At 46.0% G+C, this 24,150-nt stretch carries 23 protein-coding genes; 18 read left to right on the plus strand and 5 right to left on the minus strand.

Features of this window, described 5'->3' with window-relative positions; all coding sequences use genetic code 11:
* The first annotated feature begins 178 nt into the window (after window positions 1-178).
* Complete coding sequence (locus V6D44_RS18605; RefSeq protein ID WP_087992851.1) at window positions 179-889, plus strand: ABC transporter ATP-binding protein; 711 nt, start codon at window positions 179-181, stop codon at window positions 887-889.
* Window positions 886-2,043: an ABC transporter permease gene (locus V6D44_RS18610; protein ID WP_333516794.1), complete on the plus strand. Its 1,158-nt coding sequence runs from the start codon at window positions 886-888 to the stop codon at window positions 2,041-2,043. Before V6D44_RS18605 ends, V6D44_RS18610 begins: the two co-directional genes overlap by 4 nt.
* Before the next feature lie 38 nt (window positions 2,044-2,081).
* Here V6D44_RS18610 and pbuO read toward each other — a convergent pair whose 3' ends face one another.
* Window positions 2,082-3,380 carry a hypoxanthine/guanine permease PbuO gene (gene pbuO / locus V6D44_RS18615; protein ID WP_087992849.1) on the minus strand — a complete coding sequence of 433 codons (1,299 nt, stop codon included), beginning with the start codon at window positions 3,378-3,380 and terminating at the stop codon, window positions 2,082-2,084.
* A gap of 96 nt (window positions 3,381-3,476) precedes the next feature.
* Between pbuO and pepV the strand changes: the two genes are divergently transcribed.
* Window positions 3,477-4,868: a dipeptidase PepV gene (gene pepV / locus V6D44_RS18620; protein WP_333516795.1), complete on the plus strand. Its 1,392-nt coding sequence runs from the start codon at window positions 3,477-3,479 to the stop codon at window positions 4,866-4,868.
* A gap of 32 nt (window positions 4,869-4,900) precedes the next feature.
* On the opposite strand, the gene cysK is transcribed toward pepV, so the two are convergent.
* Complete coding sequence (gene cysK / locus V6D44_RS18625; RefSeq protein WP_087992847.1) at window positions 4,901-5,836, minus strand: cysteine synthase A; 936 nt, start codon at window positions 5,834-5,836, stop codon at window positions 4,901-4,903.
* Between the two features lie 148 nt (window positions 5,837-5,984).
* Between cysK and thpR the strand changes: the two genes are divergently transcribed.
* The 5 genes from thpR (at window position 5,985) to V6D44_RS18650 (ending at window position 11,614) form a co-directional block, all read left to right on the plus strand.
* On the plus strand, window positions 5,985-6,536 hold the full coding sequence (thpR, locus tag V6D44_RS18630; RefSeq protein ID WP_087992846.1) for an RNA 2',3'-cyclic phosphodiesterase: 552 nt from the start codon (window positions 5,985-5,987) through the stop codon (window positions 6,534-6,536).
* A 25-nt stretch (window positions 6,537-6,561) separates the two neighbouring features.
* Window positions 6,562-7,476, plus strand: a complete 915-nt coding sequence (locus tag V6D44_RS18635) for a hypothetical protein (RefSeq protein WP_087992845.1) — start codon at window positions 6,562-6,564, stop codon at window positions 7,474-7,476.
* A 48-nt stretch (window positions 7,477-7,524) separates the two neighbouring features.
* Entirely contained in the window at window positions 7,525-8,454 is a 930-nt protein-coding gene (locus tag V6D44_RS18640) for a YegS/Rv2252/BmrU family lipid kinase (RefSeq protein ID WP_087992844.1), read from the plus strand.
* 26 nt (window positions 8,455-8,480) lie between these two features.
* Window positions 8,481-10,637 (plus strand): type I pullulanase, encoded by a 2,157-nt coding sequence (gene pulA, locus V6D44_RS18645; protein ID WP_253268484.1) that lies wholly within the window; start codon window positions 8,481-8,483, stop codon window positions 10,635-10,637.
* Between the two features lie 179 nt (window positions 10,638-10,816).
* Window positions 10,817-11,614: a phosphotransferase family protein gene (locus tag V6D44_RS18650; protein WP_003223423.1), complete on the plus strand. Its 798-nt coding sequence runs from the start codon at window positions 10,817-10,819 to the stop codon at window positions 11,612-11,614.
* Here V6D44_RS18650 and V6D44_RS18655 read toward each other — a convergent pair whose 3' ends face one another.
* Window positions 11,615-11,893, minus strand: coding sequence for a YtzH-like family protein (locus tag V6D44_RS18655; protein ID WP_087992843.1), 279 nt, complete (start codon window positions 11,891-11,893; stop codon window positions 11,615-11,617).
* 206 nt (window positions 11,894-12,099) lie between these two features.
* On the opposite strand from V6D44_RS18655, the gene trmB reads away from it, so the two are divergent.
* The 3 genes from trmB to V6D44_RS18670 all read left to right on the plus strand — a co-directional run bounded on the left by trmB (window position 12,100) and on the right by V6D44_RS18670 (window position 15,443).
* Window positions 12,100-12,741, plus strand: coding sequence for a tRNA (guanosine(46)-N7)-methyltransferase TrmB (trmB, locus tag V6D44_RS18660; protein ID WP_087992842.1), 642 nt, complete (start codon window positions 12,100-12,102; stop codon window positions 12,739-12,741).
* Between the two features lie 70 nt (window positions 12,742-12,811).
* The gene (locus tag V6D44_RS18665) at window positions 12,812-13,657 is read left to right on the plus strand and encodes a YtnP family quorum-quenching lactonase (protein WP_176365299.1); all 846 of its coding nucleotides are present in this window, start codon (window positions 12,812-12,814) and stop codon (window positions 13,655-13,657) included.
* An 82-nt stretch (window positions 13,658-13,739) separates the two neighbouring features.
* Window positions 13,740-15,443, plus strand: coding sequence for an NAD-dependent malic enzyme (locus tag V6D44_RS18670; protein ID WP_333516796.1), 1,704 nt, complete (start codon window positions 13,740-13,742; stop codon window positions 15,441-15,443).
* Window positions 15,444-15,492: 49 nt separating this feature from the next.
* Here V6D44_RS18670 and V6D44_RS18675 read toward each other — a convergent pair whose 3' ends face one another.
* On the minus strand, window positions 15,493-15,810 hold the full coding sequence (locus tag V6D44_RS18675) for a PepSY domain-containing protein (protein WP_333516797.1): 318 nt from the start codon (window positions 15,808-15,810) through the stop codon (window positions 15,493-15,495).
* Window positions 15,811-15,968: 158 nt separating this feature from the next.
* Between V6D44_RS18675 and V6D44_RS18680 the strand changes: the two genes are divergently transcribed.
* Window positions 15,969-17,042: a M42 family metallopeptidase gene (locus V6D44_RS18680; RefSeq protein ID WP_333516798.1), complete on the plus strand. Its 1,074-nt coding sequence runs from the start codon at window positions 15,969-15,971 to the stop codon at window positions 17,040-17,042.
* 56 nt (window positions 17,043-17,098) lie between these two features.
* Here the strand turns inward: V6D44_RS18680 and V6D44_RS18685 are convergent, their stop codons facing one another.
* On the minus strand, window positions 17,099-17,545 hold the full coding sequence (locus V6D44_RS18685; RefSeq protein ID WP_087992838.1) for a YtoQ family protein: 447 nt from the start codon (window positions 17,543-17,545) through the stop codon (window positions 17,099-17,101).
* A gap of 77 nt (window positions 17,546-17,622) precedes the next feature.
* Here V6D44_RS18685 and V6D44_RS18690 point away from each other — a divergent pair, with 77 nt between their 5' ends.
* From V6D44_RS18690 to murC, 6 genes are all read left to right on the plus strand, one after another.
* On the plus strand, window positions 17,623-17,739 hold the full coding sequence (locus tag V6D44_RS18690; protein ID WP_141113422.1) for a hypothetical protein: 117 nt from the start codon (window positions 17,623-17,625) through the stop codon (window positions 17,737-17,739).
* Window positions 17,740-17,775: 36 nt separating this feature from the next.
* Window positions 17,776-18,099 carry a thioredoxin family protein gene (locus tag V6D44_RS18695; protein WP_003237915.1) on the plus strand — a complete coding sequence of 108 codons (324 nt, stop codon included), beginning with the start codon at window positions 17,776-17,778 and terminating at the stop codon, window positions 18,097-18,099.
* A 14-nt stretch (window positions 18,100-18,113) separates the two neighbouring features.
* Window positions 18,114-18,923, plus strand: a complete 810-nt coding sequence (locus V6D44_RS18700; RefSeq protein ID WP_087992837.1) for a DUF1444 domain-containing protein — start codon at window positions 18,114-18,116, stop codon at window positions 18,921-18,923.
* Window positions 18,924-18,938: 15 nt separating this feature from the next.
* Complete coding sequence (gene ytpR / locus V6D44_RS18705; RefSeq protein WP_333516799.1) at window positions 18,939-19,544, plus strand: YtpR family tRNA-binding protein; 606 nt, start codon at window positions 18,939-18,941, stop codon at window positions 19,542-19,544.
* 158 nt (window positions 19,545-19,702) lie between these two features.
* Window positions 19,703-22,558 (plus strand): DNA translocase FtsK, encoded by a 2,856-nt coding sequence (locus tag V6D44_RS18710; protein WP_202326903.1) that lies wholly within the window; start codon window positions 19,703-19,705, stop codon window positions 22,556-22,558.
* Window positions 22,559-22,807: 249 nt separating this feature from the next.
* Entirely contained in the window at window positions 22,808-24,106 is a 1,299-nt protein-coding gene (gene murC, locus V6D44_RS18715; protein WP_253268481.1) for a UDP-N-acetylmuramate--L-alanine ligase, read from the plus strand.
* The last annotated feature ends 44 nt before the right edge of the window (window positions 24,107-24,150 follow it).

A 24,150-nucleotide genomic window follows, 5' to 3' on the forward strand; every position in this document is an offset into this window, starting at 1 on the left:
GCCCTCATTATACACGATATCGCAGTAATGAATCTAGGGATAACTCCTATTAATTTTTTCCAATTTGAGCTGTGCAGCCATCCTTGTTGGATTACTATGTATTTCGGCACAATATTATTATGGTTAAAGAAACTTTTTTTATTCTGTTTCGTAGTAAATTTTGGAGGAGGAGTGAGATTTGGCAAAAATGCTTGAGGCTTCAATAGAACAGGCGGGGTATACGAGCCGAAAAAAAGTGCTCACCGATGTTTTTCTGGAAGTCGGAAAAGGGGAGATAGTCGGGCTGATCGGAGCAAACGGCGCCGGGAAAAGCACCGCAATCAAGGCGATACTCGGCCTCTCAGAAGACTTTAAAGGCCATATTGCTTGGAATGACTCTTCATTTGCCTACATTCCGGAGCACCCGTCCTTTTACGAAGAACTGACGCTGTGGGAGCATTTGGATCTGGTCAGCACGTTGCACGGTATTGATGAGCGTGAATTTGCGCCTCGGGCAGAAAGCCTGCTGCAGACATTTTCGCTTGATCACGTTATGCATGAGCTGCCAATCACCTTTTCGAAAGGCATGCAGCAAAAACTGATGCTTATCCAAGCTTTTCTCTCTAAGCCGGATATGTATGTGATTGATGAACCATTTATTGGCCTTGATCCGATATCAACGAAACGTTTTGTGGACATGCTTAAGGATGAAAAACAAAGGGGAGCCGGCATTCTCATGTGCACACATGTACTCGATACCGCAGAAAAAATCTGCGACCGGTTTTATATGATTGAGAAAGGTTCTTTGTTTCTCCAGGGCACGTTACAAGATATTCAGGAACAGACCGGATCAGAGGGGCAGTCATTGCTTGACTGTTTTTATAAGGCGGTCCAAGGTGACCGGCCATGAACGGGCGATCGCTCTTTTTTCGCAGGCTGTTTGACTATTACAGGTATCAGTTTAAGGTATTGCATGCGGTCATTGACTGGACAGTCGCTCTCTACATTGTTTTACCGGCGCTTGCTTTTGTCATCTATCAGTATATCGATTTGATGAACGGAAGAGGCCTTTTTTATGAGTGGTCTGAGGTGATGGAATGGAGATGGCTGTACGCCGTCTGTGTGCTGATCGTGTGCACAGGCTCGATCCATACGTTTTTAATGGAAGCGGACAACGTGTTTTTGCTGCAAAAGAAAGAGCTGATCTACCAGCTAAAACGGTACGCGCTGGTGTATTCTTTTTTGGTCACGCTCGGCAAATGGCTGCTGCTCTATTTCATTGTTCTTCCTTTTATCAGTCATTCTCTTCATATCACATTAGCAGAAAGCGCGGCTCTATTATGTTATTTGTTTGGCCTTCATATGTTCTTCTTATCCTTAAAGCAAGACAGGATCAGAAAGCCGCGTTCCATTTCGAGGCGGGTTGCCGAAATTCTTGTCAGAGCCGTTCTTTTTGCTGGTTCTGCTGGCCTAATCATTTTCACTGAGTGGGGGTTGCTTGCGCTCATTGGCATTTTGTTTTTCATTTTCGCATTCGTCCGCAGTTTGAAAAAGACAGCTTCGTTCTCGGCTTTTGAAGCAGAGGTGACTGAAGAGAAAAAAAGCAGGCTGGCGCTTGCCGGGCTTGTGATGATGATGAGCCAGGAGGCGGGAATGCCGAAAGTGAAAGACAGGATGAGAAGAAAACCATTATTATTCCGAAATTCAAGAAGGATATTTAAAAAAAGAACAATCTACACAGGCTATAAGGAATTGTTTTTCAAAGTTTTGCTGAGGAATGGCGAGTATATAAGACGGATGTGTATGCTGTTGTCAGCTTTCGCCGTTCTAATCTTTGTCTCCCCGATTTGGCTGAAGCTGATTGCGCTCTTGGTATATATAGGTGTTTGCCGTTATATCCTTACGCTTATCTTTGACAAAGTGATGGATGCGCCTATTCTAATTGGCGCCGATAAGGAAAGTGATGAGTATTACCGGGCCAGAAAAAGCTGTATCAACATCCTGCACTATGCGTTTGCCGCATGCTGTTTATTAGCGGCTGCTGTCTTTTTATTGTTTACATAAAAAACCCAAACGGCTGACGTTTGGGTTTTCTGTATGTGCTATAAAATAAACAGCTGGATGAAAAACAGAATAGCGAAAACGATAACGAGCGGATGAATCTCTCTCCATTTTCCCCGCGCTGCTTTTACAATCGGATACGAAATAAAGCCAAGCGCGATTCCTGTAGAAATGCTGGATGTCAAAGGCATCGACAGAATGACGAGAAACGCAGGGAATGCCTCGTCCATCTCTTTCCAGTTCATATTGGACACCGAGCGCATCATCAGGCTGCCGACGATAATTAAAGCAGGAGAGGTGATGGCGGCTATGCCGGATAAGGCACTGACAAGCGGACTGAAAAACATTGAAACCGCAAACAGCACCGCAACAGTCAAAGCTGTAAGCCCCGTTCTTCCCCCGGCTGCGACACCAGCGGATGACTCGATAAATGCCGTCGTTGGACTTGTGCCGAAAACCGCTCCTACTGTTGTCGCAGTTGAATCAGCCAGCAGCGCTTTTCGCACGTTCGGCAGCTTGTTATTTTTCATCAGCCCGGCTTGCTCAGCAACACCGATCATCGTGCCTGTTGTATCAAATATCGTGACCAGAAGAAAAGAAAAGACAACAGCGTACAGGCCGTGATGTACAACATCGCCAAAAGCGGAAAACGGATTTGAAATGATCAGGCCGTCTGGCAAATGAGGAAGCGACATTAATCCCTTCGGTAAATGCAGCTGGCCGGTAAAAAAGGCGATCAAAGCGGTCGCTGCCATTCCGATAAATAAGGCACCGCTGACGTTGAGGACCATCAAGACCACACTGATCAAAAGCCCGATCAGCGTTAAAATCACACCAGGTGAATGCAAATCGCCGAGAGTAACCAAGTTTGACTCATCAGCTGCCACAATTCCCGCCTGCCGCAAACCGATAAAAGCGATAAACAGCCCGATGCCTGTTGTGATTCCGTATTTTAAATTGTTTGGAATCGCCTCAATAAGTTGTTTTCTTAAAGGCGTTAACGATAGAATAATGAAGAGAACCCCTGCTGTAAATACGGCGCTGAAAGCTGTCGCGTATGTGATGCCGCCATCGCTGGCGCTTACGACATGAAAGGCTAAATAAGCGTTCAAGCCCATGCCGGGCGCAATAGCAATCGGATAATTTGCTGCCAGGGCCATCCACAGCGTTCCGACAATGGAGGCAATAATCGTTGCGGTGAAAACCTGGTCGAAAGGAACCCCGGCGTTAGCCAGAATGACCGGATTGACCACGACGATATAGACCATTGTGAAAAAGGTCGTCAGCCCTGCTATGATTTCTTGCTTTATGGATGTTTTCTGCTCTTTTAGATGAAACATAGTATCCTCCAATTACGAACGTTTTAACAAAACACCATTAATATTATTCGTTTTATTTGGTTTTTGCAAGTGATTTCTTGCGGAAAGGGGAACGTTATGAACTGGGAAGTTGAAGTGATTAGAAGAAAAGAGGATTTAATTCGTGATACACAGGAATTTTTGAGAATCAACAGTGTAATGGATGAAACAACCGCAGGAACCGGCAAACCGTTTGGAGAAGGAGTAAACGCCAGCCTGACTTCCTTGCTGGAGCTTGGAGAAAAAGAAGGCTTTACAACAAAAAATCTTGACGGCTTCGCAGGTCATATTGAATGGGGCGAGGGCGATGACATTGTCGGCGTACTATGCCATGTTGACGTCGTGCCGCCCGGAGACGGCTGGAAGAGTGATCCGTTTTCAGCTCATATCCGTAACGGACGGATTTATGCAAGGGGGGCCATTGATGACAAAGGTCCGACAATGGCGGCATTCTATGCGCTGAAAATCGTGAAAGACATGAATCTGCCGCTGTCCAAGCGCGTCAGAATCATTATCGGAACAGATGAAGAAAGCGATTGGAGATGTGTAGAGCATTATTTCAAGCATGAAGAAATGCCGACACTGGGATTTGCGCCTGACGCCGATTTTCCGATTATTAACGCGGAAAAAGGAATCATTGATGCGTCTTTACTTATCCCGCCCCACTCAAACCTAGCCGATTCTGAGGCAATGCTTGTCTCATTTCAGTCGGGTCTTCGCTTGAACATGGTGCCCGATGCTGCTGAAGCTGTCATTGAAGGGCTGAAAAAAGAAGAGATTCTTGCTTCATTTAAAGATATGCTTCGCACGACGGATCAAAAAGGAGAAGCTGGCATAGAGAACGGTCAGCTCATTTTGCGTATGTACGGGCTTTCCTGCCATGCGATGGAACCGAACAATGGAATCAATGCCGGCATTTTGTTGTGTGAATTTCTGCAGCAGGCTGAGCTTGACGAAGCAGGACAGCGATTTGTGCAAGTCGTCACAGACAAGTTTTCAGGCGATACGAGAGGAAAGAAACTGAATATTGATTGTGAAGATGACATTAGCGGCGAGCTGACATTAAATGTGGGAACACTCCGCTATACGGAAGGGCAAGGAGGCGAACTCGGGATCAATATCCGCTATCCTGTGACCGCGGAAAGCAAAGTGATCCGCGATGCATTCGAAAGCGCATCTGAATTTAAGCTGGGAGAATTCAAAGACAGCAAGCCGCATCATGTGTCAGCAGACCATCCGTTAGTCAAAACCCTGCAAAAGGTTTATGAAGGCCAGCTGGGCAAAAAAGCTGATTTAATCTCAATCGGCGGGGGGACTTATGCCAGATCTTTAAAAGCAGGTGTCGCGTTCGGCCCGCTCTTCCCCGGACGTCCTGACAGCGCACACCAAAAGGATGAATATATTGAAATTGATGATTTGCTGAGATCGACAGCTTTATATGCGCAGGCGATCTACGAACTTGCAAAATAAAAGGACGGGCTTTTTCTGAAGCCCGTCCTTTTTTAAACAAATGACCATAAATCAGTTGATAAATACCGTTCTCCCGTATCGGCTGTCATACAGACCACGACTTGGTCAGGAGAGAGGCGTTTCGCTGTTTCGATTGCCGCGAAACAGGCAGCACCTGAAGAGGGCCCGACAAGAATTCCTTCTTCTGCAGCAAGGCGTCTTGTCGTCGTGTAGGCGTCTTCATCAGAGATTTTGATAATTTCGTCATAGACGTCTTGATTTAAAATCGGAGGAATAAAGCCTGGGCTCGTCCCTACAAGCTTATGTGCGCCGGGTTTTCCTCCGGATAATACAGGCGAACCCGCGGGCTCGACAACATGAACCGTGATATCCGGGAAAAGCTCTTTGAGCGCTTCACCTGTTCCGGTAATGGTTCCTCCCGTTCCGGAAGAGGCGACAAAAGCGCCGAGCGGCTTTCCAATTTCCTCTATTGCCCGGGCAATTTCAGGCGCCGTTGTTTTTCGGTGCGCGTCAGGATTTGCGGTGTTATCGAACTGCATTGGGATATAGCTGTTCGGAATTTGTTCAGCAAGCTCCTTCGCTTTTTTGATGCTGCCCGGCATTCTTTCCGCTCCGGGTGTTAATACAACCTCTGCACCGTAAGCTTTAAGAAGGTTGATCCGTTCCTTCGTCATCGTATCAGGCATAACTAAGATCGCTTTATAGCCGCGCGCGGCCGCATTCATGGCGAGTCCGATTCCGGTATTTCCGCTTGTCGGCTCGATAATCACTGATCCCGGTTTGAGCAAACCATTTTGTTCCGCTTCTATCATCATATGATAAGCAGCTCTGTCTTTCACACTGCCGCTCGGATTGAAAAATTCAAGCTTTAAATAGACTTGTGCCGCGTTTTCCGGCTGAAGCCGATTCAATCTCACAAGCGGTGTATTTCCAATCAGATCAGCTGTATTTTCAACGATTTTCAACATTGTCATTCCTTTCTGAATAAAACAAGTGTCGTATAATATCCTAACATAATAAACGTTTGTGCGAGAGTGTTTTCATACACTGTTCCTCTATCCGCACAGCCTCTTTATTGATAAAATAATAGCTGTTACAGAAGGGAGTGTCAGACGGATGCCAGATATACGGCCTCATTATTTCATCGGCGTTCCCATTCCTGAAGGAATTGCGAATCCGATTGACCAGGCTGCGAAAAACGAGCCGGTTTTAACGTTTCAAAAATGGGTGCACCCGCTTGACTATCATATCACGTTGATTTTTCTCGGAGCGGCGGATGAGACACAAATCCAGCAGCTTGAAGGCTCGCTAGCTGCGATTGCTTCAGAAACCGATCCGTTTCCGATTGAGTTTGGCAAAATTGATGTATTCGGCGACCGCAGAAGGCCGCGTGTTTTACACCTCGAGCCAAAGAAAAACAAAACACTTGAAATGCTGCGGGAACATACAAAACAGGCTGTTCTTCAAGCCGGCTTTCAAGTGGAAAAGAGACCGTACCACCCTCATATGACGCTGGCCAGAAAATGGACAGGCGAAGAAGGATTTCCGGCACATGTCCCGTTTGAAAGCGGAGAGGTTTCGATGATGGCTGAACGATTCTCGCTCTTTCAAATACATTTGAATCAATCACCAAAGTATGAGGAACTATTCAAATTTCATTTAACTTAATTTATTGCGGAGTGGAGAAACAAACATGGCACAAATCATCAAAATTCATGATTATATATCAAGATATGAGCTTGATCCGTACCATTATATAAACCAGTTTGTACGGCTGAAAAAAGAGCGCTGGCTTTCACTATTAGAGGCAGCGGAGCGCCAGCATGAAGAAAAACAAGCCAGTGCCGAAGAGCCGGAACCGGTGCAGAAACGAAAAAAATTTTCTTTGAAAAGAAGAAAAGAAGAGATAAAAGCCGATATACAAGAAGAGAGACACCAATGGTTTGAGGAAGAAGACAATTTACATGTAAGGCTGCCGAAGAGCAGGATGGCGCTTGCTTCCTTTTATAAAAGACATTTATATGAATTTCAGCTCAAATGGGCTAGCTCTACTCTTGCAGAAATATCCCATCTCTCAAACCAGGTGAAGCAGGACCGCATTTTGCGTTATCTGACCCAGCAGCTGCCTGATTCTTATTTCGTTATGTATAAGCCTGTGCTGAAAATTCAGCAGGCGGCGGTTGAATTAAGCATTGTGATTATTTCTCCCCTTGAGATTTATTGCGTTTCTTTCTTAGAGGCGGAGGAAGACAGTGTGTACATAGGGTCTAAAAATCGTTTTTGGGAGAAGAAAACAGCTTCTCAGACTGCATCAGTGTTAAATCCGGGGCTGAGCCTGTTTCGTACGGAATCCGTTGTCTCAAAGATCATAAAGGAAAAACAGGCTGATATTCCGGTTCGAAAATTGCTTCTGAGCAGAACGTCGTACATCGATTATCCGGAGCCGCCATACGGCTTAGAAATAGCGGATAAGCGGGGCGCGGAAGAATGGATTGAGCGGCAGAAGAAAAACACTGCCCCGATTAAACATCATCAGGTAAAGGCTGCAAAGGCTCTGCTGTCTTACTGCATGTCTGACTCCTATCGCAGACAAGAGTGGCTGGAGTGAAAGAGAACGATATGAGCGGTTTTCTCATAACATAAGCAGGTGAGAAAGATGAGCCATTGGTTTTTTATTATTAATCCGACAGCAGGCCGCCGAAACGGCCTGCGTGTTTGGAAGTCCATTCAAAAGGAACTGATCAAACGTAAGGTTGAGCATCGTTCATTTTTAACTGAACATCCGGGGCACGCCGAGGTGCTCGCCAGGCAGATTTCAACGATACAGGAATATAAGCTGAAGCGGCTGATTGTCATTGGCGGAGACGGAACTATGCATGAAGTTGTCAACGGGCTGAAAGATGTTGACGATATTGAACTGAGCTTTGTGCCGGCGGGCGCGTATAATGATTTTTCGCGGGGATTCTCTATCAAAAAAGTGGATCTGATGCACGAAATCAGGAAGCAGAAGCGTCCGTTAACCCGATCCTTTCATTTAGGGAGCGTCAATTTCTTTCAGGATAAATCGCAGGTTCTTTATTTTATGAATCATATCGGGATCGGGTTTGACGCATATGTCAATAAAAAGGCGCTGGAATTTCCGTTAAGACGGGTTTTTCTTTTTTTGCGCCTTCGATTTCTTGTTTATCCGCTTTCCCATTTGCGCGCCTCCGCCACCTTCAAACCGTTTTCGTTAGCCTGTACAGTTGAAGGAGAAACACAAGAATTTCATGATGTCTGGTTTGCGGTCGTATCCAACCACCCATTCTATAGGGGCGGCATGAAGGCGGCGCCACTTGCAAATCCGCGCGAAAAGGCATTTGATATCGTGATCGTTGAAAATCAGCCGTTTTTGAAAAAATATTGGCTATTATGTCTGATGGCATTTGGTAAGCATATCAAAATGGACGGCGTTACGATGTTTAAAGCAAAGGACATTACGTTTTACACGAAGAACAAAATTCCGTTTCACGCTGACGGAGAAATCATGGGCACCACCCCGTTTCGTTTGGCATCGAGTCCTTCACCCCTAAGGATCAAAACTTAAAATGTGTTTGGAGGAGAGAGTTTCCGATGGTCAGCATCCGCCGCAGCTTCGAAGCGTATGTCGATGACATGAATATCATTACCGTTCTAATTCCTGCTGAACAAAAAGGCATCATGAAACCGCCTTTTCGGCTTGAGACAGAAACAACAGATATTCCTTTGGCTGTCAGAGAGGAATATCTGCTTGAAGGAAAATACAAGTACGTCTGCGCATCCGACCGTCCAGTGACTCTCGGAACAACACATGCTGTGAGAGCGTCCAGCGGCGACAAAACGGATCTCCAAATAGGCGCGGTCATCCGGACGGACGCGTTTGATGATGTATTTTATTATGACGGAGAGCTTGGGGCTGTTTATACGGCGGATTATACTGAATTTAAAGTATGGGCGCCTGCCGCAGCCTCAGCTGCTGTCAAGCTTTCCCATCCTGAAAAAAACGGGCGCACCTTCCAAATGATTCGGATGGAAAAAGGCGTTTATACCGTTACGGTCACCGGCGATCTCCACGGATATGAGTATGTGTTCTGCATCTGCAACAATTCAGAATGGACGGAAACCGTTGACCCGTATGCAAAGGTCGTGACGGTAAATGGAGAGAAGGGCGTCGTCCTGCGCCCGGATGAGATAAATTGGGTTGATTCGGCCGCACCATTCTCAAACCCTGTGGATGCCGTGATCTATGAGATGCACATCCGCGACTTTTCCATCCATGTAAACAGCGGCATGAAAAACAAGGGGAGATACTTAGCGCTGACGGAAACAGAAACGCAAACCGCAAATGGCTGTTCTTCCGGGCTGGCGTATGTAAAAGAGCTCGGCGTTACACATGTAGAGCTGCTGCCGGTAAATGATTTTGCCGGAGTTGATGAAGAGAAGCCGCTTGATGCTTACAATTGGGGGTATAACCCGCTCCATTTCTTTGCCCCAGAGGGAAGCTATGCCTCAAACCCTCATGATCCTCAAACAAGAAAAACAGAGCTAAAACATATGGTCAACACCCTTCACCAGCACGGCCTGCGAGTCATTCTGGATGTCGTCTTTAACCACGTGTATGAACGGGAGAAGTCATCGTTTGAAAAGACAGTGCCCGGTTATTTTTTTCGGCATGACGAATTTGGGATGCCGTCAAACGGCACCGGTGTTGGAAATGACATCGCCTCAGAAAGGCGGATGGCTAGAAAATTCATCGCGGATTGCGTCATCTACTGGATTGAGGAATACGATGCCGACGGCTTCCGCTTTGATCTGCTCGGTATTTTAGATATTGACACCGTGCTTTACATCAAAGAACAAGCAACTGCGGTAAAGCCCGGAATCCTGCTTTTTGGGGAAGGATGGGATTTGGCGACACCGCTGCCGCATGAACAGAAAGCGACCTTGGCGAACGCTTCAAAAATGCCGGGCATCGGCTTTTTCAATGATACGTTTCGTGATGCTGTGAAAGGGAACACCTTTCACCTTACGGCAGCGGGCTTTGCGCTCGGCGGCGGTGAAGCAGCGGAAGCCGTTATGCACGGAATTGCCGGGTCTTCGGGATGGAAGGCATTTGCACCAATTGTTCCTGAACCCAGCCAGTCCATCAATTATGTTGAGTCACACGACAATCACACTTTTTGGGATAAAATGGACCTTGCGCTTCCTCAAGAAACTGAAAGCCGTAAGAGGAGCAGGCAAAGGCTTGCAGCCGCGGTTATCTTGCTTGCCCAAGGAGTGCCGTTCATACACAGCGGCCAGGAATTTTTCAGGACGAAGCAGGGGGTGGAAAACAGTTATCAATCCAGTGACAGCATTAACCAGCTGGATTGGGATCGCCGTGATACATTCAAAAAAGATGTTGACTATATCAGCAGGCTGATATCGCTGAGAAAAACGCATCCGGCGTTCCGTCTCAGGTCGGCTGCAGATATCCAGCGCCATCTTGAATGTTTGACGCTAAAAGAACACCTCATTGCATTCAGGCTTTCTGATCTCGGCGAGGTTGATGAATGGGAAGACATCATCGTTATCCACCACGCGAGTCCGGAAACTGTTGAATGGAAGCTGCCAAACGACAAGACGTACCTGCTTTTAAGTGATACATCAGGTTTTCGGCATGATCCGAAAGAAATCAAGAAAGCGGTTGCGGTAAACGGCATCGGAACAGTTATCTTATATTTAGCATCAGATCTTAAGAGTTTTGCTTGACGAAGTTTGTGCTATAGCGCTAAAATTTAAAGGACGGCTATTGATTAGCATATGAGACTCTCAATAGCTGTCTTTTTTATTTTCATACGATTCGTACGAAAAAGGCACTCGCTGGATAGACTAGAGACGATTAGCCTTTATTCTAAAATATTTTAAGAAATGATGGGTTGAACATTGATATGAACTGGTTGGGACAATTACTAGGTAGCGATTGGGAGATCTTCCCCGCCGGAGGAGCTACAGGAGATGCATATTATGCGAAACATAACGGGCAGCAGCTTTTTTTAAAACGTAATAGCTCACCTTTTTTAGCTGTTTTATCCGCCGAAGGCATTGTTCCGAAGCTGGTTTGGACAAAACGGATGGAAAATGGGGACGTGATTACGGCCCAGCACTGGATGACCGGCAGAGAGCTGAAGCCTAAAGATATGAGCGGACGGCCCGTTGCTGAATTGCTTCGTAAAATACACACATCAAAAGCCTTGCTGGACATGTTGAAGAGACTTGGAAAAGAACCGCTGAACCCGGGGGCTCTTCTGTCTCAGCTCAAGCAGGCTGTATTTGCTGTGCAGCAATCTTCACCGCTGATTCAAGAAGGCATCAAGTATTTAGAAGAACATCTGCATGAAGTGCATTTCGGTGAGAAAGTCGTTTGCCATTGTGATGTCAATCATAATAACTGGCTATTGTCTGAAGACAACCAGCTGTATTTAATTGACTGGGACGGCGCCATGATCGCTGATCCGGCGATGGATCTAGGGCCTTTGCTGTACCACTACGTCGAAAAGCCAGCTTGGGAGAGCTGGCTGAGCATGTACGGCATTGAGTTAACAGAGAGCCTGCGCTTACGAATGGCTTGGTATGTGTTATCTGAAACAATCACTTTCATTGCCTGGCATAAAGCAAAAGGCAATGATAAAGAATTTCATGATGCAATGGAAGAACTGCATATTCTCATGAAACGCATCGTTGAATAATCAGGAATACGAATTCATTTGCTCTACCCATTGAGACAGGCTGTTCTGATGCTCTTGTATGTGTGAGTCGATGGATTTCGACGATATTCCTGATTGGCTATAGCGGTAAACATCTTCCAGCACGTTTTTGAAGTTTGAATCAAGCTCGGTGTTTGCCATCAGCGATTTAATCACACGCTCAAGCTGTTCGTACTCTGCGACGGTTCCGCAGCAGTCCAATTGATGGTCAGTCAATATATCCTTTAATAAATGAACTTGATGCTCATAATGTAAACCCATAGCGGTACACATCCCTTCAGTATCATACGGGTTAAATTGTTCAAAACAGAGCGTTTTTATACATGTGAAAGGAGTGTTCCGGCAGACGGAAACCTCTTTTTTTTATATACTCAGCTTTAGCGGGCACGCTTTAAAAAACGAGCTTGCGGGTCTTTTTAATTCATGGTATGTTGTTAGTCGAAATAATAGATAGAGGTGTCAATCATATGAGAATGCGCCACAAGCCTTGGGCTGATGACTTTTTGGCTGAAAACGCACATATTGCCATCAGCAACCCTGCTGATTATAAAGGGAAATGGAACACAGTGTTTGGCAACGACAATCCGATTCATATCGAGGTTGGGACAGGAAAAGGGCAATTTATTTCTGGAATGGGCAAACAAAATCCAGACATCAATTATATTGGGATTGAGTTATTTAAAAGCGTCATCGTGACAGCCGTCCAAAAAGTAAAAGATAGCGAAGCAACGAATGTAAAGCTTCTGAATATAGATGCGGACACGCTGACGGATGTATTTGAGCCGGGTGAAGTCAATCGGGTCTACTTGAACTTTTCTGATCCTTGGCCGAAAAACCGTCATGAAAAACGCCGTCTGACGTATTCCCACTTCCTCAAAAAATATGAAGAAGTGATGGGAAAAGGCGGAGCGATTCATTTTAAAACGGACAACCGCGGCTTGTTTGAGTACTCTTTGAAGAGCTTCTCTGAATACGGCCTGCTGCTGACATATGTCAGTCTCGATTTGCATAACAGCAATCTGGAAGGCAATATTATGACAGAATATGAAGAAAAATTTTCAGCGCTTGGCCAGCCGATCTATCGGGCTGAGGTTGAATGGAGAACGTAAAACAGACTCTGATACAGGAGTCTGTTTTTTTTATGGGCCGTTTGCTACCATGATGACAGGGGGGATGAAAATGAAAACAATGAAAATCGGAAATATCACGTTGACCTGGCTTGACGGAGGCGTGACACATATGGACGGAGGCGCCATGTTCGGCGTCGTTCCAAAGCCGTTATGGTCTAAAAAATATCCAGTCAATGAAAATAACCAGATTGAACTAAGGACAGACCCTATTTTCATTCAAAAGGACGGGCTCAATATCATCGTCGACGCAGGAATCGGGTCCGGAAAGATGTCTGAAAAACAAAAACGAAACTATGGCGTGACACAAGAGTCGAATGTGAAACCATCATTAGCGGCACTCGGATTAACGGTTGATGATATAGACGTGATTGCTATGACACATCTTCATTTCGACCACGCATGCGGTTTAACAGAATATGAAGGAGAACAGCTCGTCTCTGTCTTTCCGAATGCAGTGATTTATGCATCGGCTGTTGAATGGAATGAAATGCGTCATCCGAATATCAGATCAAAAAATACGTATTGGAAAGAAAACTGGGAGGCTATTGCCAGCCAAGTGAAAACCTTTGAAGACACCTTAACGATCACAGAGGGGATTACGATGCATCATACCGGGGGCCATAGCGACGGACACAGTGTGCTAATATGCGAGGATGCGGGTGAAACCGCCGTACATATGGCAGATTTAATGCCGACACACGCCCACCGCAATCCGCTATGGGTGCTGGCTTATGATGATTATCCAATGACCTCTATACCGCAAAAGCAGAAATGGCAGGCATTTGCGGCGGAAAAAGACGCTTGGTTTATTTTTTACCATGACGCCCAGTATCACGCGCTGAAATGGGATGAGGATGGAAGCATCAAAGATGCAGTCAAGCGCAAGAAGCCATAGCATATTTTAATGTTTGCCCTGCATGTTTTCCGGCTAATAATGCAAACCTAGTACTAATTATGCTCAGAAAGGAAGAGGCAGGGTGAAACAATTCAAAGTAACAAACGAAGGAGACATTCAAACAACGTTAAGAGGCCTTGAAGTACTCTCTGTTCCTTTTTTGAACAAAGGTGTTGCTTTTACTGAGGAAGAAAGAAAAGAACTAGGTTTAAAAGGCTTTCTGCCGCCAAAGGTATTAACGATTGAAGATCAAGCGAAAAGAGCGTACGAACAATATTCCGCACAGCCTGATGATTTGAGCAAAAATGTCTATTTAACCGCGCTGCATGATCGGAACGAAACGCTGTTTTACCGACTCTTAAATGACCATTTAGGGGAAATGCTCCCCATTGTCTATACTCCGACAGTGGGAACGGCGATCCAGAGATACAGCCATGAATACAGAAAGCCAAGAGGGCTTTATTTGTCAATCGATGACCCAGACGGTATGAGAGAAGCATTTAAACAGTATAAAGATCAACGCGATACGATCGATTTAATTGTAGCAACTGATGCGGAAGGTATTTTAGGAATCGGAGACTGGGGTGTCGGCGGGATTGCGATTTCTATCGGCAAGCTAGCGGTTTATACGGCGGCTGCCGGCATAGATCCGAGCAGAGTGCTGGCTGTTGTTTTAGATGCGGGGACAAATCAGGAGAGCCTCTTGAACGACCCGCTTTATGTCGGCAACCAGCATTCCAGAGTGCGCGGGGAACGCTATGACCAATTTATTGACGATTATGTTGCGCTGGCGAGAGAAACATTCCCGAATGCATTGCTGCACTGGGAAGATTTCGGGGCGAAAAACGCGCGCAGCATTTTGAAACGGTATAAAGATAAGATTTGTACGTTTAATGATGATATCCAAGGTACAGGCGCTGTTTCACTGGCGGCCGTTTTATCCTGTGCAAAAGCGTCTAAAGTGCCGCTGAGAGATCACAGAGTCGTCATCTTCGGAGCGGGCACGGCAGGTATCGGGATTGCTGAACAGCTGCGCGAGGCTTTGGTGCGAGAAGGATTGAGTGAGGAAGAATCTTTCAAACGCTTCTGGTGCATAGACCGAAACGGATTGTTAACAGATGATATGGAACAGCTTTTTGATTTCCAAAAGCCATACGCACGTTCGGCTGATGAGGTCAAGGATTATCAGCGAAAGGGAGAAGGCGGAGGTATTGATCTCCTTGAAGTGGTCTGGCAGGCGAAACCGACGATTCTGATCGGGACATCAACTGTTTCAGGCGCGTTTACTGAAGAAATTGTAAAAGAAATGGCTTCACATGTGAAACGGCCGGCCATTTTGCCAATGTCGAATCCGACAACTCTTTCTGAAGCGAAACCTCAGGATTTGATCGAATGGACAGAAGGCCGCGCGCTTGTCACGACAGGAAGCCCGTTCCCGCCAGTGGAATATAACGGCGTGACGTACCATATCGGCCAGGCAAACAACGCGCTTGTCTTCCCGGGCCTTGGGCTTGGAACGATTGTCACCAAATCAAAATTAATAACCGATGGCATGTTTGAAGCATGTGCCCGGGCGATCGCAAGTATGGTCAATGTCGGAGTGCCGGGCGCGCCGATGCTGCCGAAGATAGAGGATTTGCGGACTGTATCGGCAACTGTTGCGGTGGAAGTGGCTAAAACCGCGATTAAGGAAGGCGTTGCGACGGAAGAGCCTGAAGACATCATACAGGCTGTGCAGGATGCGATGTGGTATCCGGTATACAAACCGATCCGCGCGATATCATAAAAAAGGGCCGCTGCTTGAGCAGCGGCTTCTATTTTATGCCTGTCCGGCGTTAGGAGGCGATTGTATCAATGACATCTACAATGTCCCCCGTTTTCGCGTCCACCATGACTTCATACTGCTCTAATTCTCCGAAAGCGGATCGTGTAATGCCGGTTTTGTATACCTGTACCGTTTCTCCGTTCACTTTGTAAGGCTCCGGCTGGGTGTAAATCCATGATCCGTCAATCGGCCCCCGCTGCTTAAAAGCGGATTTTACGATACGAAGCGCTTTTTCTGATGAAATATAAGGCTTCATCACATACTGTTTCACAACGACGGCCGTACAAATGCCAAGTCCTGCTCCTAAAAGAAGATGACGCAATTTCATAATATAGCACCTCCTGGTTGATCGTACTTTTCATTATACAGAAACCGCCAAATCCTGTTAAGCAATACGCGGCTGATGGAGCAGATTCGGTCACGGTGCTTGGAAAACTAGATTTTTTCGAATAAAATAAAGGGACTACATAGAAATGAGGGGAAAACATGAATCAAGAAACGAAAGCGCTTTTCCAAACACTGACGCAGCTTCCCGGCGCGCCGGGCAATGAGCATCAGGTTCGTGCTTTTATGAAGCAGGAGCTGGCTAAATATGCCGATGACATCGTTCAGGACAGACTGGGAAGTGTTTTCGGAGTCAGAAAGGGTCAAGAGGGCGCACCGAGAATCATGGTAGCCGGGCATATGGACGAAGTCGGCTTCATGGTCACATCCATTACAGACAACGGGCTGCTCAGATTTCAGACGCTTGGGGGCTGGTGGAGCCAGGTGCTGCTGGCACAGCGAGTTGAAATTCAAACAGATAACGGGCCGGTTCCGGGTGTGATTTCAAGCATACCGCCTCACCTGCTGACAGATGCTCAGCGAAACCGCCCGATGGATGTCAAAAACATGATGATCGATATTGGAGCGGATGATAAGGAAGACGCTATTAAAATCGGCATAAAAACGGGACAGCAGATTGTGCCTGTCTGCCCTTTTACGACGATGGCGAATGAAAAGAAAATTTTATCAAAAGCATGGGATAACCGGTATGGCTGCGGCTTGAGCATTGAACTTCTGAAGGAATTGCACGGAAAAGAACTTCCGAATACGCTCTATGCGGGGGCAACGGTTCAGGAAGAAGTAGGGCTGAGAGGCGCGCAGACGGCTTCTCATATGATTAAACCGGATTTGTTTTTCGCCCTCGATGCCAGCCCGGCAAACGATATGAGCGGAGACAAAAATGAATTTGGCCAGCTTGGAAAAGGCTTTTTGCTCCGCATTCTTGACAGAACGACAGTCATGCACCGCGGAATGAGAGAATTTGTTCTTGATATGGCGGAAACGCATGACATTCCGTATCAATATTTTGTATCCGGCGGGGGAACGGATGCGGGCAGAGTTCATATTTCGAACAGCGGTGTTCCGTCAGCGGTTATCGGCATTTGTTCACGCTACATTCATACGAACGCTTCGATCATTCATATTGATGATTATGCTGCTGCTAAAGAAATGCTCATCAAACTTGTGACAGCCTGCGATAAGCAGACGGTGGCTGCGATTAAAGAAAATATGTAAGATTTTATGAAAGCTTGTTGAACGGGGCAGTAAGCCCGGCTCGACAAGCTTTTTTCTTATTCTGTTTCAAATAGATAGGAGAGGGCTTTAATGGCTTGATTCACGGTTTCAACCGTTATATTTGCTTTGTTGGAAAGCTCTTTTAAAGGATGATGGAGCGATTCCGGCCGGATGATAATCAGGGGTTTTCCTTTTGCAATCGCATATGAGGCATCCATTGCCGTGTTCCACTGTTTGTATTTTTCGCCAAACAGAGCGATCACAAAGTCTGCTTTATTCATCAGGACAGCGGTTCTGAAGTTGTTCATGTCTGAGGCTTTGTCATCCTTCAAAACGGCATTTGGCTGAACGCCCACAATTTCTTCTCCGATATTGTCTGAGCGGTCATGATTTTCCATCGGGCCGACAAACGTAATCGGCAGCTTCAGTGATTTTGTTTTCTCTTTGATTTCTTCCCGCCAATTGCTGTGGATTTCTCCAGCTAAATAGACGATAAACTTCATACTGAATCCCTCCTTATGTATGTCCATCTGTAAATTTGACCCTCATGAACACGATGTTAAACGAAACGAGCTTGATAATGCAAATAAAATATGATAATGATAATGAGAAAGCCAATCTTACATATTCATTCGTTGCATATAGGTGGTTTTGCCGCAAGCAGTTTGGTATGATCCAAATGGACGAGTATCGATAAACCAACATGTAAGAATAACAACTGGAGGGATAAGAAATGAAAAAAATTGAATCAACTCAAGAGCTGGAAAAAGCGGTAAAGGATGATTGGGCGGTATTTATGTTTTCAGCTGACTGGTGCCCTGATTGCCGTTTTGTAGAGCCTTTTCTGCCTGAACTGGAAGCGAACTTCCCTGAATTCACTTACTACTACGTAGACCGCGACAAATTCATTGATACATGTGCAGAGTGGGAAATTTACGGAATCCCAAGCTTTGTGGTATTTAATGAAGGAAAAGAAGTGAATCGTTTTGTGAGCAAAGACCGCAAAACAAAAGAAGAAATTGAACAATTTTTAACAGACTCTCTCGCTAAAGCGTAAAGGAGGACATCGGTTTGAAAATGACCTCAAGGAAGCTGTCAGATATCCTGAAACAGCGCCTTCAGCACGTGAATCGCTCCTTTCTGTTTGACAGAGAAAAAGACACCCTCCGTGTTGAGGATCAAACGACCAAAAAAGGAATTACGCTCGACCTGCCGCCGATTATTGCAAAATGGGAGCTGAAAAAAGACGAAGCCATTGATGAAATTGTGTATTACGTCTCAGAAGCAATGACGGCAATGGAAGGGAAGGCTCAGGAAATGTCCGGAAAAGAAAGCCGTATTTACCCGGTGATCCGCTCGACTTCTTTCCCGGACAAGTCCAGCGAAGATATTCCGCTCATTTATGATGATCATACCGCAGAGACAAGAATTTATTACGCGCTTGACCTCGGGAAAACCTACCGTTTAATCGATCAGCGCATGCTTGAGAAAGAAAACTGGACAAAAGAGCGGATCAGAGAGACGGCTGCATTTAATCTCCGTTCCCTGCCGGCGGTTGTCAAAGAGGATACAGTTGCGGGCAATCACTTTTATTTCTTCAGAGCAAACGACGGTTACGACGCCAGCCGGATTCTGAACGAAGCGATTTTAAATGAGTACAAGGAACGTGCAGAAGGTGAGCTGGCGATCTCTGTTCCGCATCAGGACGTTCTGATTCTTGCTGACATCCGGAATGAATCGGGGTATGATATTCTAGGGCAAATGTCGATGAGCTTCTTTGCTGGCGGCACCGTTCCCATTACAGCCCTTTCATTTTTGTACAAGGAAGGAAAGCTGGAACCGGTGTTTATCCTGGCGAAAAGCCGTCCGAAAAAGGATTAGAAAGGATTTTTACTTATGAACGCATTTTATAATAATGAAGGTGTGGGAGACACGCTTCTGATCTCTCTTCAAGATGTGACACGCGAACAAATAGGCTATGAAAAACACGGCGATGTCGTTAAAATTTTTAATAACGAAACAAAGGAAACAACGGGCTTCAACATTTTCAACGCGTCTTCTTACTTGACCATTGATGAAAACGGCCCTGTTACGCTCTCAGAAACGTTCGTGCAAGATGTAAATGAGATTCTAAACCGAAACGGCGTTGAAGAAACAGTAGTCGTTGATTTATCTCCGAAGTTTGTTGTTGGATATGTGGAATCAAAAGAAAAACATCCGAACGCGGATAAATTAAGCGTATGTAAAGTCAATGTAGGAGAAGAAACGCTTCAGATCGTCTGCGGCGCGCCTAATGTTGACCAAGGACAAAAAGTGGTCGTTGCCAAAGTCGGAGCTGTGATGCCGAGCGGACTTGTCATTAAGGATGCTGAGCTTCGCGGCGTTCCGTCAAGCGGAATGATCTGTTCAGCAAAAGAGCTCGCTTTGCCGGATGCTCCGGCTGAAAAAGGAATCCTTGTGTTAGAAGGAGACCATGAGTCGGGAGACGCATTTCAGTTTTAGACTCCCATAAATCCGCCCAAAAAAACGAATCATGTGAAAAGCCGCTAAGCCCTTGTTTAGCGGCTTTGTTTTGCTGAAAGCTTAATCTTTTCTGGGCAGACCAGCAATGGTATACTAAAAAACGTCCCATAAAACTATAAGGGAGTTAGAGATAAATTATGAGTTGGCTTCATAAATTTTTTGATTTGTTTTTAGGCGAGAGCAAAGAGGATGCTGAACGGGAAACAAAACCCGCTCAAATTCCGCAGCAACAAGAAGTACATCATTCCGAAGGACAATTAAAAAGATTGGAAGATCCTAAAATATATTATGAATATCCAAACGGCAAGTTCCGTTTTCCAGTCGTGCCTGATGGATACAACAATCATGAGCTGAGAAGGCGCCGCGCACCTTCGGACAAGCCGCAATCCGCGCCCCGACCAAGCGCCGCACCGCACAAGGACCGCCCGAAAAATGAAAAAGAGCAGCATACATATCAAACATCAGAGCCGGCGAAGAAACCGTTTAAACCGACAAATATCCCTTCGCCTATATATGGATTCAATCAAAAACCATCCGTCAATAAGGATGTGCCGAAACAGCCTTCTGACGCATTGAAGGCACCGGACAAATCTGTTGAAAAAGAGAAGGTAACACTGCTGTCAGAAGAAATTGAACGTGAACGCTTCTATACAGATCCAGCTGCTGACAGAGCGGAACAGCACGTAAAAGAAGGGTCTTTCCTCCGGGATCCCCAATTTGAAGAACAGCCTTCTGGTGTCTTAAACGGAAAGTCTGCAGAGCGTGATGAAGCGCTGGCGAAGAACCCAGCCGAGCCGTCAGATAACAAAGGGCCAGCTGCATCCGGCATTCAGCAGCCAGAAAAAGAGGCGTCTTTCTTCGCTGCTGAACCTGATGAAAAGCCTAAGACACTGACAAATACCGTGACCGAGAGACAAGAAGAATCGTCAGACAGCAGTGTAAACCTTGAAGACACTGAAACGGCTGAGAATCAAGAAGAACTAGCAGTAAAACAGCCTGAGAAATTAGAAGAACTTGTCTTCCAAGCTGAACATGATGAGGAACAAAAAGCACCTGAGTCTCTGACAGAGGCAGTATCTGAGGCTGAATTATCGGAAGAGCCGTCAGACAGCGCAGTAAATAATGACCGCGCAAGCGCGCCAGAAACTGCTGAGACCCCTGCTGTTCGAGAAGAGCAAATAGAAATTCAACAGGAAGAGCCTTTCTCGCATGCTGGCTATGGGCGTTCAGCATCTGAGGCTCTGACTCAAGCAGAAACAGAAGCCAAAGAATCAGAAGAGCCATCAGGCAGCATAATAGAAACTGAGGACACGAAGATAGATGTTCAGCCAGACAATCATATAGAATCGGAGCACGATGACAACATGGAACTGGGTTCCAGACCGTTTTCTGAAGCCCGTGAAAACCGGAGGGAGATCCGTGAAGAAGAGACACATGCAGCTGCAGATGAATCGCAAAAAAGGCCTGTCATGCAGGAGAAACATACTGAACAAAGCGCATCTCCTCAAAAAGGGCCGTCCGTTCCTTTTAATGTCATGATGCTGAAAAGAGATACGCACAAACAGCAAAAAGCAGAGGAGCGCCGCGGCAGCTATGTGTTTCCGAATGTTGCACTGCTTGACGTCCCGCCAGCGCAAGTTCAAGATGATACTGCGTGGATCGAAGAACAGCGCCAGCTTCTTGATTTGACCCTGAAAAATTTCAATGTCCGCGCCAATGTCGTCCATGTGACCCAGGGGCCGTCTGTCACAAGATTCGAAGTGCATCCTGAGCCAGGCGTAAAAGTGAATAAAATCACCAACTTGTCTGATGATATTAAACTCAGCCTGTCCGCAAAAGATATTCGGATCGAAGCGCCGATTCCGGGGAAAAACACGATCGGAATTGAAGTTCCGAACCGCACGAGCAAGGTGGTTGATTTACGCCAGATGATTCGCAGCCCAGCTTTCAGGACAAGCAAGTCACCGCTTACAGCAGCACTGGGATTGGATATCTCAGGAAACCCTGTCGTCATCGACTTGAAGAAAATGCCGCATGGCTTGATTGCCGGTGCTACGGGCTCGGGGAAAAGCGTATGCATCAATACAATATTAGTCAGCCTGCTGTATAAAGCTGATCCGAGTGAAGTAAAGGTGCTGCTGATTGATCCGAAAATGGTAGAGCTGGCTCCCTACAATAAAATTCCTCATCTCGTCAGCCCGGTCATCACTGACGCCAAAGCGGCTACGGCTGCTTTAAAATGGGTCGTTGAGGAAATGGAGCGGCGCTATGAGCTGTTTGCCCATTCGGGAGTCCGCGACATTGACCGGTTTAATCAATTAACTGCAGATCATCACACGGGCGAAAAGCTGCCTTATTTAGTTGTGGTTATTGATGAGCTTGCTGATTTGATGATGGTGGCTCCAAATGATGTCGAAGAGAGCATTGCGCGGATTGCCCAAAAAGCCAGAGCGTGCGGAATCCATCTGCTCGTCGCAACTCAGCGGCCGTCAGTCGATGTCATTACCGGTCTGATTAAGGCGAATATCCCGACGAGAATCGCATTTTCTGTCTCAAGCCAGGTTGATTCCCGAACAATTATTGATATAGCCGGTGCGGAAAAGCTTCTCGGAAAAGGCGATATGCTCTTTTTGGAAAACGGCTCGGGAAAACCGGTCCGCCTGCAAGGCAACTTTGTATCGGACCGCGAAATCGACCGCGTCGTTTCCCACGTCAGAAATCAAATGCCGCCAACCTATTTATTTGAACAAGAAGAGCTGGTAAGACAAGGCTCAGCCCTGAAAGAAGAGGATGAACTGTTTGACGAAGCGTGTGAGTATGTGGTTGAGCAAAACAGCGCGAGCACTTCAAGCCTGCAAAGAAGATTCAGAATCGGATACAATCGCGCGGCAAGGCTGATTGATATGATGGAAGCGGAAGGCATGATCTCTGAGGCAAAAGGAAGCAAACCTCGTGAGGTGCTGATCACAGCAAGTGATTTAATAAACGAATAATATGGGTTCATTTTCACACCAAACATGGTATGATAGTGTTTAGAGCATTTAACAGCTATGCCGCTTTACAGCAGATGCGCATAGACAAATCTTGATATCTAGGTTTAATCGGAAAGAAATAACCGGATACTGAACATAACAAAACATATAAAAATACGCCGCTAAGGGCGGCTTTTCGCCGCCGCGGTCGCAAATTGAAATGAGCGTCATATACTGGGGAACAGATAGACGTTTGTTGGAGGTACAATTATGACTGTTTATCATTTTGTTGGAATAAAAGGGACGGGTATGAGTCCGCTTGCCCAAATACTTCATGATAATGGATATACTGTCCAAGGATCGGATATCGAAAAGTTTATTTTTACGCAAACAGCGCTTGAAAAAAGAAATATTACGGTTCTTCCTTTTAGCGCGGATAATATCAAACCCGACATGACAGTCATTGCCGGAAACGCATTCCCAGACACGCATCCAGAGATTGAAAAAGCCATGTCTGAAGGAATTCCGGTGATACGTTATCATAAGTTTTTAGGCGACTATATGAAAAAATTCACCAGTGTTGCCGTTACGGGCGCACACGGAAAAACGTCGACTACGGGCCTGCTGGCTCACGTGATCCAAAACGCAAAACCGACCTCTTTCTTAATCGGGGACGGAACGGGCCAGGGAAATGAAAACAGCGAATACTTTGTATTTGAAGCGTGCGAATACCGCCGCCATTTCTTAAGCTATCAGCCTGACTACGCGATCATGACGAATATTGATTTTGATCACCCTGATTACTTCTCAAGCATTGACGATGTGTTTGACGCTTTCCAAGAGATGGCTCTTCAAGTCAACAAAGGCATTATTGCCTGCGGAGATGATGAGCATCTGCCGAAAATTCATGCGAACGTCCCGGTTGTGTATTACGGCACTGGGGAAGAAAATGATTTTCAAGCCAGAAACATCGTAAAAAGCACGGAAGGGACAACTTTCGATGTATTTGTCCGCAATACATTCTATGATACGTTTTATATTCCTGCGTACGGCCACCACAATGTATTAAACTCATTGGCGGTCATTGCGTTATGCCATTATGAAGAAATTGATTCCAACATCATTAAGCATGCCCTCAAATCATTCGGCGGCGTCAAACGCAGATTCAATGAGAAGCAGCTCGGGGATCAAGTGCTGATTGATGATTACGCTCATCACCCGACAGAAATAAAAGTGACAATTGAGGCGGCAAGACAGAAATATCCTGATCGTGAAATCGTCGCGGTATTCCAGCCTCACACATTTACGCGGACGCACCAATTCCTTGACCAATTCGCAGAAAGCCTGAGCGGGGCTGATTGTGTGTATTTATGCGATATTTTCGGCTCAGCCCGGGAGAATGCAGGAAAGCTGACGATCGGCGACCTGCAGGGAAAAATTCATAATGCAAAGCTCATTGAAGAACATGATACATCTGTTTTAAAAGCTCATGAAAAAGCCGTTCTCATCTTTATGGGAGCAGGAGATATTCAAAAATATATGAGAGCCTACGAAAACGTCATGGCATAATAAAAAAGCAGTGTTCTCACTGCTTTTTATTTATCTGATGGAAA

Origin of the sequence: Bacillus sp. 0209A (genome assembly GCF_036765095.1) — a bacterium.
Lineage (GTDB): Bacteria > Bacillota > Bacilli > Bacillales > Bacillaceae > Bacillus > Bacillus subtilis_G.